Raw genomic sequence first — 12,583 nt, 5'->3', positions numbered from 1 at the left:
AACCGCCACGGCGGGCGGGACCGACCGCCGTGCCGGGACTTCCCGAACCCGGTCAGCCCAGCCGGGTCAGGCCGACGGCGGCGCGCTCGACGATCAGGCAACGATCCTCGACGTAGTCGACGCCCGCCTCCGTGGCGATCCGCCGCGCCTCGGCCGAGACGATGCCGAGCTGCAACCAGACCGCCGGAGCGCCGATCGCCACCGCCTCGCGCACCACGTCGACCGCGTCCTGCGCCGGCCGGAACACGTCGACCAGGTCGACCGGGTGCGGGATGTCGGCCAGGGACCGGTAGACCCGCTCGCCGAAGAGTTCATCGGCCGTCGGGTTCACCGGGATGATCCGCCAGCCGTACCGCTGCATCTGCAACGGCACGCTGTGCGCGGCCTTGCGCGGGTCGCGGGACGCGCCCACGACGGCGATCACGGCGGAGTCGGCGAGGATCTGCTGAGCGGAGCGCACCCGCCGACTCTAACCCCGCCGCTCAGCCGCCGCCCGCGAGCACGTGACGCAGCCGGGCGTGCTCCTCGGGCGTGCCGATGGCCGCGCGGTGCTCGGGATACGCGGCGTAGTGCTGGATCGCCCCGGCCAGCAGCTCCGGCGCGACATCCAGCTCGCCGGTCTCGACGACGACGTGGCGGCGCGAGGCAAGCCCTCGTTGCCGGACCAGGTCACGGCTGCGCACCGGCAGCCGCTGGAAGCCGGACTGCCGGGACGGCCCGCCCGCAGCCGCCGGGTCCAGGGCCTCCCACGGTACGGAGGTGTGCCGCAGCGGGTCACCGGCGGTGATTCCGGCCGGGGTCAGCGCGACTGTCGGCACCCGGCGCCAGAGGGCGACCGACAGCAGAACGGCGAACGGGCCGGTGATGCTCGGGTAGAGCCACCACATCCCGTCCTGACCCGAGCTGAGCTGGTAGGTCGTCGTGTAGGCGAGGAAGGCGAGGAGGACCCAGCGGTAGCTCACCCGGCCCTTGGGCGGGCCGAAGAAGGCCTGCTCCCGCTCGTCCACCCGCAACTCGGCGGCACCGGGCCGCCCGAAGACGCGCATCAGACTCAACAGCAGCGCGACCAGCGGCAACAGCGTGAGCAGGGCGGCCGGACCGTCCGTGCGTCGCGCCCAGCCGGCCGCAACGCCCCAGAGCACTCCGGCGGCCAGCGCGACCGCCACCGCCACCCGCTGCCGGCGGAGCGCCCGGACAATCGTCTCCCGCACGCCGGCAGCGTATCGGCAGCCGTCTACAGGAGGGTGAGCTGCTCGGCGGGCGGCGGCGCGGGCGCCGGTCCGGTGCGGCGGTGGTCCTCGCCGCGCTCGCCCCGGGGCAGCCCGTGCCGGCGCGCCGCGATGCGCACCCGCGCCGTCAGTTCCCGCTGGTAGGACTGCGGGGCGTACGCGCCGGAGCGGTAGAGCTCGCGGTAGCGGGGGACCAGGTGCGGGAACTCGCGGCCCAGCCAGCGCGCGTACCACTCCCGGGCACCTGGGCGCAGGTGCAGCGCCAGCGGCGTCGCGCTGGTCGCCCCGGCGGCGGCGATGGCCGCCACGGTCGCGTCGATCGACTCGTCGTCGTCGCTGAGCCCGGGCAGGATCGGCGCCATCAGCACGCCGACGTCGAAGCCGGCGTCGGCCAGCGCCCGTACGGCGTCGAGCCGCCGCCTCGGGCTGGGGGTGCCCGGCTCCACCGCCCGCCAGAGCCGCTCGTCGACGAAGCCCACCGAGTACGACACGCCGACCCGGGTGACCTCGGCGGCCTGGCGCAGCAGCGGCAGGTCACGCAGGATCAGCGTGCCCTTGGTGAGGATCGAGAACGGGTTCGCGAAGTCGCGCAGCGCCGCGATGATCTGCGGCATGAGCTGGTAGCGCCCCTCGGCCCGCTGGTAGCAGTCGACGTTGGTGCCCATCGCGACGTGCGCTCCCCGCCAGCGCGGTGCGGCCAGCTCCCGTCGGACCAGCTCACCGGCGTTGACCTTGACGATGACCTTCCGGTCGAAGTCCTCCCCGGCATCGAGGTCGAGGTAGGTGTGCGTGTTCCGTGCAAAGCAGTTGTGACTCACGACGCCGTCGGCGATGAAGTCGCCGGTGCCGGTCGTGATGTCCCAGAGGGGCAGTTCCAGCCCGAGGGGCTCGATGCCGACCACCCGGAGCGCCGCCTGGCATTTCAGCGCCGCACCGTCGATCGACCGCTTCCGGGTGATGGCCGGGTCGGTCAGGTGGAAGAACCGTAGCCGTTCGCGTAGCCCGCCGGTCAGCCGAATGTTACGTACGCGGTTCGCGCGGCCTGGATCTTCGACCACGCTCGTAAAGCCGAAGTGGCTCAGCGCCGCCGACGTCTGGTCGAGGATCTCGTTGCTGCTGTTGCTGATCCGGAGAACGCCCTGGCTGCAACTGCCCTCTGCGTCGAAGATCCCTGCCAGGAAGCCCAGCCGCCAGTCGTCGGTGGGATCGTCGGGCCACCGCACCAGCGCGGTGATGGCCTCGATCGAGCGCTGCCGGGACGTCCGGATCGCGGAGATGGCGCGTCGCGTCGCACTTGCCGGGGTGTACGCGAAGCTGTCCGTCTCCACCCCGGCACTGACGAGGAAGCGCTTCGTGCGACCCAGCGCCTCCTCGTCGGCGAGCGCCAGGCGGAACCGGTGCACCACCCCGTAGGAATAGCGGTAGGTGCCGAGGTTCGCGTCACCACGGATCATCCCGCAGAGGTAGCCCTGCCGGTAGTCGGCCGAGTCCTTGGGGCCAGTGGCGAAGCGGCCGGTGCCGATCAGGCGGTTGTTCGTCGTCAGATAGGGGCGTTGCCCCGCGCCGTTCATCGCGCCGGTCACGTGTTTCCAGCCGCGCTCGGAGAGGAACCGGTGGTCACCGCTGGCGATCAGCGTCGTGCCGTCCTCCAGGGTGACCCGGTAGGCCGGCTTCACGGTCGACCATTTGGCCAGGACCGTGGTGACGACGTAGCGACGGTAGGCACCACGACGCTGCGTGCCGTAGATCCGGTCACCGATCTCCAGTTTGCTGATCGGCTTCGTGCGCCCGTCGGCCATGAGGATCGGCGTCTCGCCCGAGAGGCAGTAGACGCACGCATGGGAGCAGCCGCGGTAGGGGTTGATCGTCCACTCGAACGGGACCCGGGACGTGCCGGGCACCTTGTTGATGATCGACTTGGCCTGCACCTCGTAGAACGTCATGCCGGCGAAGCCCGGCGTGTCGAAGGTGCGGGCGACCGCTCCGGGCAGCGCCAGCGGCAGGGGTGGTGTCGCCGGCGCTGCCCGGTCGGGGACTCCCTCGTCCGGGGGAGCGGCGAGGTTGTCCCAGCGCATGGCCCTCATTCGAACACGCGTACGAGCGGAACGCAAGCGACCCGCGGTGTTCCCGCCCACCTCGCGGCACCGCACGCGCCCGGCGGGTGGAGGATGGAGGGCATGGAGAGGTCGACGTTCGTCTACGACGGGGACTGCGCGTTCTGCACCCGGTGCGCCGAGTTCATCGACCGGCGCATCCCGACCGGCGTGCGGGTGGTGCCGTGGCAGTTCGCCGACCTCGACGCGCTGGGCCTGAGCGAGGCCGAGTGCGAGGAGGCGGTGCAGTGGGTGGGCGCCGACGGGTCCCGCGCGGCCGGTCCGGACGCCATCGCCAGGCTGCTCCGCGACAGCGGTCCGCTCTGGCGGGTCGCGGGCGCCGGCCTCGCCTTCCCGCCGGTACGCGCCGCCGCCTGGCCCGCGTACCGCTGGGTGGCCCGGAACCGGCACCGGCTCCCCGGCGGCACGGCCGCCTGCGCGCTGCCGCAGGAGGCGCGGGAGCGCCTCTACGGACCGTCCGGTCGCCCGGCCGCCGACGCCTGACCCGCGAGTGCCGGCGCGGCGCCGGCGGGCGCTGCGGTGTCCCGTCCCCGGCGGGTGAGCAGCCGGCGCGCCCAGACCACCGGCCGGACCCGCTCCAGCGGCAGGAAGCTGGTCATCGCCGCCAGGTGCGGGGCGAACGAGATCGTGATGGTCGCGACGGTGACCAGGTGGAACGAGTAGAAGAAGCCCACCGTGGCCAGCCGCCAGCGTTCCTTGAGCAGGAACACCACCGGGCTGAACAGCTCGAACGCGACGATGCCGAACTGGGCGACGATCAGCAGGTACGGCACCGAGGCGACCAGGTCGGCCAGCTCGGTGCCGCGCCGGAGGATCGCCCGGGCCAGCACCGAGCCGGTCAGCCAGTCCAGCCCGCCGAAGCGCAGCTTGGCCCAGGCGGCCAGAAAGTACGTGCAGATGACCGCGATCTGGGTGACCCGTAGCGCCCAGCCGCCCGCCTCGGTGCGGGTGGTGTCGCCGTGCCGGGCCCGGCCGGCGGTGGGCAGCACGGCCAGCGCGACGAGCAGGCCGAACCGGTCGTGGTCGACCTTGCCGTAGCTCATCGCGACGATCATCCACTCGAAGTAGAGCGCGAAGACCGCCCAGCCGAGCAGGCGTGGTGCCCGGCCGGTCGCGGCGAGCAGGGCGAGCAGCAGCAGGGCCCAGAAGACGACGGTGACCAGCGTCTGGGTCGGCGTCGGCAGGGGCAGCACCCGGCCGACCAGCAGCGGCTGGTAGAGCTCGCCGGGCACCGCCACCCGGGTGCGTACCCAGGGCGTGAAGACGACCAGGTCGGCGGCGACGAAGAGGTAGATCAGCGTGCGGAAGGCGGCCACCCGGCCGCGGGGCACCGCCTCGGTCAACCAGCGGCTCATCGGTCCGCCTGCCAGGCGACCACGGTCTCGTCGGTCCAGCGGCCGGTGGGTCGCCCGTCGCGGATGCCGTGCCAACGGATGACGATGCGGACCTCGACCAGCTCCGCCGCCTCCGGGTGGCGCTCGGCGTACGCGTCGGCGACCTCGGCGAGCAGCGCGGGGTCGGCGGCGTAGCGGCTCTGCTGGCCCTCGATCTCGGCCCGGCGGATGCCGGTGGCCCGCTCGCCCAGGTCGACGACCGCTCCGCTGCTGTCCACGCCCTCGACGCGGGTGTCCGGGGCGGGGGAGTTCGGCGGGTTGGACGTGGAGTACATCCGGAACGGGCCGAACGGGAAGTGGTCGTCGGTGCCCCAGGCGGTGCCGGCCGCCAGGACGGCCAGGCCGAGGGCGGTGACGGCGAGCCGGACGGCGCGACCGCGGGTGGTCAAGGTTTCCATCGGGTCGTGACGATACGGGATGTACCGCCCGCCTCGGCTCCCTCCGACGGCCACTTCCCGCTGGCCGGCGGGCCAGGGCTGCCGCGTCTCGGGCGCATGGCGGAGACGTCTCCACGGGCGCATGGCGGAGGTGCGGGTGCCGGCCGCTCCCCGTCACCCGGCGGGTGGACGACGACGACGGCCGGGCCCGTCGGGGCCCGGCCGTCGTGGAGCGCTGCGGCTCAGTGGCTGTGTCCGGCCAGCTTCTCGCGGACGTCGTCCATGTCGAGGGCCTGGACCTGCTCGATCAGGTTCTCCAGGGCGGACTCGGGGAGGGCGCCGGGCTGGGCGAAGACGATGACGCCGTCGCGGATCGCCATGATGGTCGGGATCGAGCGGACGTCGAACTTGGCGGCCAGCTCCTGCTGCGCCTCGGTGTCGACCTTGCCGAACACGATCTCGGAGTGCTTGTCGGAGGAGCGCTCGTAGACCGGGGCGAACCGCTTGCACGGGCCGCACCAGTCGGCCCAGAAGTCGACCAGCACGATGCCGTCGCTGCCGGTCACCTCGTCGAAGTTTGCCGTGGTCAGCTCTACGGTTGCCATGAAAGTCTCCGATCGGCGCGGAATAGCTACGTCTGGTGGAACCAGGGCGTACCTCGTGGAATTCCCGGCCCGTCTCCGCCGAAACGTGCTCGTCACGGCGTTGCGCGGGTCACGTTCACATCGATGACGATGGTTCCTGCTCGCCGTTGCGGTACGCAAGTGCACGACGCATTTGCGTGACCGGTCGTGATGGGAGCGTTTCCAGGGAGATCGACACGATTGACCGGAACGAATGAGCAATCAGGCGGTTGACAAGCGGCAATCCGGCGTGCGGAGATCGCCGAGGTCCGGTCGACCGAGCACGCACAGTAGTGTTACGAAAAGGTAAATGTGACCTCCGTCTCTGTTCGGTTCGCCTTCCCGTACGGCAGAATCTTCCGCATCAGAGCGTGGGCGGCGGGTGCCGGGGAGGGCCCCGCCGCTCATTGCGTCTCCCCCCGGTTGTGGCGGTGTGACATTTCCGCACGCCCCGCGCCCCGCACCTCGCCTTAACACTCCATAAGGCATGCTGTGCCGAACTCCATCGCCGCCCGTCGAAGGGGACAAGGATGCAGTTCGGCCGCTACTACGAGGAGTTCGAGGTCGGCGCGGTCTACCGGCACTGGCCCGGCAAGACGGTCACCGAGTACGACGACCACCTCTTCTGCCTGCTCACCATGAACCACCACCCGCTGCACATGGACGCGCACTACGCCGAGACGGCGAGCCAGTTCAAGCGCAACGTGGTGGTCGGCAACTACATCTACTCCCTGCTGCTGGGCATGTCGGTGCCCGACGTCAGCGGCAAGGCCATCGCCAACCTCGAGGTGGAGTCCCTGCGGCACGTGGCGCCCACCTTCCACGGCGACACGATCTACGGCGAGACCACCGTGCTGGACAAGCGCGAGTCGTCCTCCAAGCCCGACCGGGGCGTGGTCTCCGTGGAGACCCGGGGCTACAACCAGGACGGCACGATGGTGTGCGTCTTCCGCCGCCGGGTGATGGTCCCGAAGAAGGAGTACGCGACGGCGGCGGTGCCCGAGGGCGTCGACCCGGAACGGCCCAGCTTCCCCGAGCCGCGCTGACCGACGGGCCCCTTCTCATCCGGGTTCCGGGTGGTAGGGGCCCTTTTTCCGATCCGGGGCATATGCTGGCGCCGGAGGTCCCCATGAGCCACTCCGTCGCCGGAGAGCCGTCCTCTGCCGGCCGCCGTGCCGCACCGCTGACCACCGCCGTCTACTCCGCCGCCGAGTGGGACCTGCTGACCAGCCTGCCCGGCCGCGTGATCGTGGCCGCCGCCGCGCCCGGCCCCGGACGGCCCCACCCGGGAGTCGCCGCCGGGCTCGCCGGCCTGGACGCGGTCGCCGCCGGCCGGGCCTTCGACAGCGATCTCGTACGCGCGGTGGTCGCCGCCATCTACGCCCGGCACGACGGGGCGGGCGATCCCGTCGAGCGCCTCACCGACGTGGTGGACCTCCTCGCCGCCTGCCGGGCCGCGACCCGGGTGCTGCGGCGGCGGGCCGATCCCGCCGACTCGGCCGCGTACCGGCAGTGGGTGCAGTCGGTGGCGGCCCGGGTGTGCAGGGCGGCGACGGCCGGAGCCCCCGGGCTGCCGCCGGCCCCCGCCGACCGCCGCTTCCTCGACCGGCTCGGCGGCGCATTGGGGCTGCGCTGAACCGCCCCGGTCGACCTGGCGTTCCGTCCGCGTCGGCCCGGTCCGGTGCCGCGCCGGGGTCGCGACCCGGGGCGGGGTCCGTGGGCCGTACCCTGCGTGACCGTGACCGGAGACCAGCTCGACGTCGGCGTGGGACCGTGGCCCGGGGACCCGCCGGACGACCCGCGGTACGACCCCGAGCTGCTCGCCGAGGGCGACCGGCGCAACGTCGTCGACCGGTACCGCTACTGGCGGCGCGAGGCCGTGGTGGCCGACCTGGACCGACGGCGGCACGACTTCCACGTCGCGATCGAGAACTGGCAGCACGACTTCAACATCGGCACGGTCGTCCGCAACGCCAACGCCTTCCTCGCCGCCGAGGTGCACGTCGTCGGCCGCCGGCGGTGGAACCGGCGCGGCGCCATGGTGACCGACCGCTACCAGCACGTCCGGCACCACGAGACCATCGAGGAGTTCGTCGCCTGGGCGGCCGGACGGGAGCTGCCGGTCGTCGGCATCGACAACCTGCCCGGCTCTCGGCCGCTGGAGACCACCACCCTGCCCCGGCGCTGCGTCCTGCTGTTCGGGCAGGAGGGCCCCGGCCTGTCGGATCCGGCGCGTGCCGCCTGCGACCAGCTCTTCTCGATCGCCCAGTACGGCTCCACCCGGTCGATCAACGCCGGCGTGGCCAGCGGCATCGCCATGCACGCCTGGATCCGTACGCACGCCGGACCGCCGCCGGGCTGACCGCCGCCACTCGCCGGGCTGACCGCCGCCGCTCGCCGGCCTCGGGCTCGCCGGGGGACCTCAGCCGACCCGCCCCGGGAGGTGGTCGGCGGCACCGAAACCGGCGCTCCGCTTGACGGGGCGGCGTGTGGGGGTGACGGTGGGATGGTGAGTGTCGCGGTGAGTTGCCCCAAATGTGGTGGACCGGTGCGGGCGCCGGACCTGATGCACACCGAGTCGCGCTGCCTGGACTGCGGGCCGGTCTCCCCGCTGCACGTGCCCGAGCACATCGGGACCGAGATCGTGGCCAGCGTGGTGGAACGGATCGTCGCCGCCGCCGACCCGCCGACCCGGCCGAGGACGCCGCTGTGGTGCCCGTGGCCGCTGCCGACGGGCTGGACCATGACCGGCGTGGCGTACGCCGGCGACGACCGCACCGGGGTGCGCGCCACGGCGGTCGCCTGCGCCGGGCCGGAGCCGCTCGGCGGGGGTCCCGCGGACCTGGTCTTCGTCGCCGAGGAGCCGGGCGTCGGCCTGGGCACCCGGTTCGCGGGTCTGGCCGGCCCGGATCCGGGCCCGGAACTCGCGCAGGCGTTGACCGATCCCGGGCCGGGCCATCCGGAGCATGTCGGGCAGGCCAGGATCAAGGTGGCCGGTCATCCGACTCCACTGTGGCTCGTGAACTCCCCGACGGATCGAAGCGCGTACGCCGGCGAGGCTCGGGGATTGTGGCTCCATGCGATAGCCTGGCCGGCGAGTGCGGGTCACCTCCTCGCGGAAGAAGTCGTGTTGCACGACTTGACCGAGTGGACACCGCCCGAGCTCGTGTACGGCGCACCGTCTCCGTATCTGCACGGGAAGGCTTGACGGGCCCTAGGGCTTGACAGGCATCCCGGAATGTCGGAGAACGGACGCAGATATTCACTGTACGACACCACACTGATACTCTGGGTGCCGCTGCGGTAATGGGACCCGGCGCCGCGCGAGAGGATGGCCCGCCATGGTCAAGAAGGTCCTCACCTGGGCCGGAATCGCATTCTTGATCTTCTTCGTCGCATACCGGCCAAATTCTGCGGCGGACGTGTTCAAGTCACTGGGCGGCGGGATCATGGACATCGCCCAGGGGTTCGGCGACTTCTTCACCAGCCTCGTCGCCTAGCCGCCGATGGGAAACCCCTCCGGTCCACCCTTCGATCCCGACGATCCCGATCGGGAGCGCCGGGAGCGGGACACGGAGCCGATCCCCCGGATCGGCCCCGACGACGGGCCGGGCTACGGCACCGGTCCGGGTCTCTCCGACGGTCCCTCCCTCTCGGACGACGCCGGCTTCGGCGACGGCCCGGCGTACGCAGGGGAGGGGCGGTCCGGTCGGGCCTGGGTCCGTGACCCGGAGGCCGGCTACCAGCCACCGCAGATCTCCGAGGACGAGCTGGCCGGTCTGCGGGCCGACGCCGCCGGCATGGCGCCCCGCCGGGTGCTGCCGTTGGAGGACGAGCCCAGCTCGCTGGTGGCGCGCTACCTCTTCCCGACCGAGCGCTACCGGGGCGAGTGGAAGCGGCACTGGATCCACCTCTCCACCCCGCTGCTGGTCGGCATCGCCGCCACCTTCGTGCTGGGCTACCTCTCCGGCTTCCTCGCCGGGCAGGACGTGGGCGCGCTCACCACGATCGCGGTGCTGCTCTGGTTCGCCGTGATGGGATGGGTGGCCTGGAAGGTCGCCGACTGGTGGTACGACCGCTTCATCCTGACGAACAAGCGGGTGATGGTGGTCAACGGCATCATCACCCGGCGGGTCGCGATGATGCCCCTGGTCCGGGTCACCGACATGAAGTACGAGCAGAGCCCGACCGGCAGGGCGCTCAACTACGGCACCTTCGTGCTGGAGTCCGCCGGTCAGGAGCAGGCGCTGCGTGAGATCAAGAACCTGCCCAACCCCAACGAGCTCTACCTGCGTGTCGTCGAGGAGATGTACGAGCCGCAGGCGGTCGAGGCACGGCTGGGCAAGGAGGCCGACGAGGCCAAGGCCGACGACGGGGCGTGAAACTTTTCGTCCGAACATCGGAGGAACTGCGCACCATTCGCCGTCGACCCGACCACCCCGGGCATGGCAACCTGCCAGGACAACGGGGTGCGGAGGTGGCCGATGGTGAGCAGGGATCCCCTGGAGGAGGAGTTCCGCGACTTCGTCGCGGCCCGCTCCGGCGCCCTGCTGCGCACCGCCTACCTGCTCAGCGGCGACTGGGCCACCGCCGAGGACCTGTTGCAGACCGCGTTGACCAAGACGTACCTGGCCTGGAAGCGGCTCGGCGGGATCGAGGCGATCGAGCCGTACGCCCGCCGCGTCATGATCAATACCTCGACCAGCTGGTGGCGGCGGCGCTGGCACGGTGAACGCCCCACCGACGTGCTGCCGGAGCGGGCCGGGGTCGACGAGATCGAGCAGCAGCTCGACCGGGACCTGCTCTGGCGTCACCTGAGCGCGCTGCCCAGCCGGCAGCGGGCGGTGCTCGTGCTGCGCTTCTACGAGGACATGTCCGAGGCGCAGACCGCCGCGCTGCTCGGCATCTCGCCGGGCACGGTCAAGAGCCAGACGTCGCGCGCCCTGGGCACCCTGCGCCGCCGGATGGGCGCCGAGGCCGTCCTCGACCTGTCGGCCGGGGCCGACCCGACCCCGGCCCTGCCCCGGGCCGACGGCACCGACCGCCCCACCCCCGCCCGCGATCGCGCCGACCGTCCCGCTCCCGCGCAGGGCGGCACCGACCGTCCCGCTCCGGTCCGCGGCGGCGCGCCGGTCCGCCCGTCGACGGCCTACGGGGCGCCGACGATGGTGGTGGGCGAGGACGCGGCGGCCGTGGTCGCGGCGACGAACGCCCCGTCGCCGCTCGTCGCGCCGGCCACGGCGGGCCGGCCGGCCGGCACCACCACCGCCGCCCCGAGCAGGTCGGGAGGCGCCATCGCCCCGGGTCGGTCGGGAGGCGTCACCGCCGCTCCGGGCGGTGCCGCGACCGGACTTCCGGCGCAGCCGGCCACCGTTGCTCCGGCGCCGGACGCCGGACGTGCCACGTCGGCCGCCGAGCTGACCGACGAGTCGGCGGGCGATCCGGTGCCCGTCGCCTCGGGGGCGCGGGCCGGGGCCGGGGCGATGTCGCGTACCGCCCGTGACGAGCAGCGCGGCCGGCAGGCCGCCCTCCCGGCCGTACCGGCCGGCTCCGGAGAGCACCGGTGAGCCGTCCCGTCGGTCGTGGTGACAACCGGACCGAAGGCCCGACGCGTCCATTCGCCGTGACCGAGGACGAGCTGGCGCAGGCGGTACGGGAGACGTTCGCCCGCCGGGTGTCCGTCGCGCGTCCGCTCGTCGCCGATCCGGCGGGACTGGCGATCCGGCGGGCCGACCGGTCCCGGCGCCGGCGGACGTTGACCGGGATCGCCCTCGCCGCGGTGGCCACCGTGACGGTCAGCGCCGGAATGGCCCAGCTCGGGCAGCAGCCCGGGCGACCCACCCATCCGACCGTGGTGCTCGGTGACCCGTACGCCTCGCCGTTGCCGGACCCGACCCCGCAGCTGTCGGCCGCTCCCCGGGCCGACCTGGGGCGGGGCGAGGTGGACCTCATCCTCAACGACGTGCTGGTCACCGCCGGCGGGCAGCGGCTCGCCCTGCCCGACGTGGGCACGGCCGCCGAGCGTGCCCAGCGGCTCCCCGACCGGGCCGGGTGGGCGGTGGTGGGCGCGCCGACGGCGGCCGGCCGGTCGCTGTGGATCGTGCTGTCGGACGGCAAGGCACACCTGCTCCTGGCCGGGGCCCGGGACATCGTCCTCAGCCCCGACGCGCGGCAGGTCGCCTGGCGGGAGGGGACGGATCTGGTCGTCGCGGGCATCGTCGGCACCCAGGTCGTCGCCGCCGCCCGCACCCCGGCGTCGCCCGACGCGGTACCGGTCGCCTTCGCCGGGGACACGGTCCTGGTCCGCCTCGCCCCCGACCGGCCCGGCCACGCCCTGTGGCGCCCGGCGGCGGGTCCGCCGCGCGGCGCGGGCGACGCCGCCCTGCACGTCTACGGCACCCGCCCGGACGGGCTGGCGGTCGCGTTGGTGTCCGCCGGCACTCCCCGCCGGCCCTGTGTCGCCCTGCTCGACCCGGCCCGGAACCTCGCACCGGTACGGACCGGATGCGGGCCGACGCTGACCGGCGCCGGAGCCGGCGGGGTGTCCGCCGACGGGCGGTGGCTCCTGGTCAACGGGAAGGCGGGCCGGCAGGACCGCGCGTTGCTGGTCGACCTGGACCAGCTCGCCGCCGCACCGGCGACCCGCCCGGCCGGTCCGCCCGTGGCCGGGCCGGTGGCGTGGACGCCGCAGGGGACGGCCCACTACCCGGCTGCGGACGGCGCCCTGGTGCGCGTCGAGGTGAGCCGCGTGCTCGACGGCGAGGTGTCCGTGTCCGTGCCCGTGACCGGCCTGCCCGCCGGAGAACGCGTGGTGCCGGTGGGCGGCGACCGCCGTCCCTGACCGCG

At 73.2% G+C, this 12,583-nt stretch carries 15 protein-coding genes; 9 read left to right on the top strand and 6 right to left on the bottom strand.

Going from position 1 to position 12,583, the window contains the following annotated elements:
- Positions 1-52 precede the first annotated feature (52 nt).
- The 3 genes from ACLQ20_RS02735 to ACLQ20_RS02725 are packed head-to-tail and all read right to left on the bottom strand — an operon-like array spanning position 53 to position 3,304.
- Entirely contained in the window at positions 53-460 is a 408-nt protein-coding gene (locus ACLQ20_RS02735) for a CoA-binding protein (RefSeq protein ID WP_425854005.1), read from the bottom strand.
- A gap of 22 nt (positions 461-482) precedes the next feature.
- Complete coding sequence (locus tag ACLQ20_RS02730; protein ID WP_425854004.1) at positions 483-1,211, bottom strand: hypothetical protein; 729 nt, start codon at positions 1,209-1,211, stop codon at positions 483-485.
- Positions 1,212-1,234: 23 nt separating this feature from the next.
- Positions 1,235-3,304: an intein-containing Rv2578c family radical SAM protein gene (locus ACLQ20_RS02725; RefSeq protein WP_425854003.1), complete on the bottom strand. Its 2,070-nt coding sequence runs from the start codon at positions 3,302-3,304 to the stop codon at positions 1,235-1,237.
- Between the two features lie 102 nt (positions 3,305-3,406).
- Here ACLQ20_RS02725 and ACLQ20_RS02720 point away from each other — a divergent pair, with 102 nt between their 5' ends.
- Positions 3,407-3,826, top strand: a complete 420-nt coding sequence (locus ACLQ20_RS02720; RefSeq protein WP_311410661.1) for a thiol-disulfide oxidoreductase DCC family protein — start codon at positions 3,407-3,409, stop codon at positions 3,824-3,826.
- Here the strand turns inward: ACLQ20_RS02720 and ACLQ20_RS02715 are convergent.
- The 3 genes from ACLQ20_RS02715 to trxA form a co-directional block, all read right to left on the bottom strand.
- Positions 3,790-4,698: an HTTM domain-containing protein gene (locus tag ACLQ20_RS02715; RefSeq protein WP_151454941.1), complete on the bottom strand. Its 909-nt coding sequence runs from the start codon at positions 4,696-4,698 to the stop codon at positions 3,790-3,792. The two genes, ACLQ20_RS02720 and ACLQ20_RS02715, sit on opposite strands and share 37 nt — an antisense overlap.
- Positions 4,695-5,135 carry a hypothetical protein gene (locus ACLQ20_RS02710; protein WP_425854002.1) on the bottom strand — a complete coding sequence of 147 codons (441 nt, stop codon included), beginning with the start codon at positions 5,133-5,135 and terminating at the stop codon, positions 4,695-4,697. The genes ACLQ20_RS02715 and ACLQ20_RS02710 overlap by 4 nt, the downstream gene beginning before the upstream one ends.
- A 221-nt stretch (positions 5,136-5,356) precedes the next feature.
- Positions 5,357-5,719, bottom strand: a complete 363-nt coding sequence (trxA, locus tag ACLQ20_RS02705) for a thioredoxin (RefSeq protein WP_151454943.1) — start codon at positions 5,717-5,719, stop codon at positions 5,357-5,359.
- A gap of 548 nt (positions 5,720-6,267) precedes the next feature.
- Between trxA and ACLQ20_RS02700 the strand changes: the two genes are divergently transcribed.
- The 8 genes from ACLQ20_RS02700 to ACLQ20_RS02665 all read left to right on the top strand — a co-directional run bounded on the left by ACLQ20_RS02700 (position 6,268) and on the right by ACLQ20_RS02665 (position 12,578).
- Positions 6,268-6,783, top strand: a complete 516-nt coding sequence (locus ACLQ20_RS02700; protein ID WP_132231598.1) for a MaoC family dehydratase — start codon at positions 6,268-6,270, stop codon at positions 6,781-6,783.
- A gap of 62 nt (positions 6,784-6,845) precedes the next feature.
- On the top strand, positions 6,846-7,373 hold the full coding sequence (locus ACLQ20_RS02695; protein WP_192581417.1) for a hypothetical protein: 528 nt from the start codon (positions 6,846-6,848) through the stop codon (positions 7,371-7,373).
- A 102-nt stretch (positions 7,374-7,475) separates the two neighbouring features.
- A complete protein-coding gene (locus tag ACLQ20_RS02690) occupies positions 7,476-8,099 on the top strand; it encodes a TrmH family RNA methyltransferase (protein ID WP_311410700.1) in 624 nt (207 codons plus the stop codon).
- Positions 8,100-8,243: 144 nt separating this feature from the next.
- Positions 8,244-8,945, top strand: a complete 702-nt coding sequence (locus ACLQ20_RS02685; RefSeq protein ID WP_327030417.1) for a DUF6758 family protein — start codon at positions 8,244-8,246, stop codon at positions 8,943-8,945.
- A gap of 133 nt (positions 8,946-9,078) precedes the next feature.
- Positions 9,079-9,237: a hypothetical protein gene (locus ACLQ20_RS02680; RefSeq protein WP_007455302.1), complete on the top strand. Its 159-nt coding sequence runs from the start codon at positions 9,079-9,081 to the stop codon at positions 9,235-9,237.
- A gap of 6 nt (positions 9,238-9,243) precedes the next feature.
- Positions 9,244-10,119 (top strand): PH domain-containing protein, encoded by an 876-nt coding sequence (locus tag ACLQ20_RS02675; protein WP_132231592.1) that lies wholly within the window; start codon positions 9,244-9,246, stop codon positions 10,117-10,119.
- Positions 10,120-10,224: 105 nt separating this feature from the next.
- On the top strand, positions 10,225-11,304 hold the full coding sequence (locus tag ACLQ20_RS02670; protein ID WP_425854001.1) for a SigE family RNA polymerase sigma factor: 1,080 nt from the start codon (positions 10,225-10,227) through the stop codon (positions 11,302-11,304).
- A 56-nt stretch (positions 11,305-11,360) separates the two neighbouring features.
- Positions 11,361-12,578: a hypothetical protein gene (locus ACLQ20_RS02665; RefSeq protein ID WP_425854000.1), complete on the top strand. Its 1,218-nt coding sequence runs from the start codon at positions 11,361-11,363 to the stop codon at positions 12,576-12,578.
- Positions 12,579-12,583 lie beyond the last annotated feature (5 nt).

This window comes from Micromonospora sp. DT46, from assembly GCF_049841735.1.
Taxonomy (GTDB): domain Bacteria; phylum Actinomycetota; class Actinomycetes; order Mycobacteriales; family Micromonosporaceae; genus Micromonospora; species Micromonospora reichwaldensis.
This window is presented reverse-complemented; position numbering and strand designations above follow the sequence as displayed.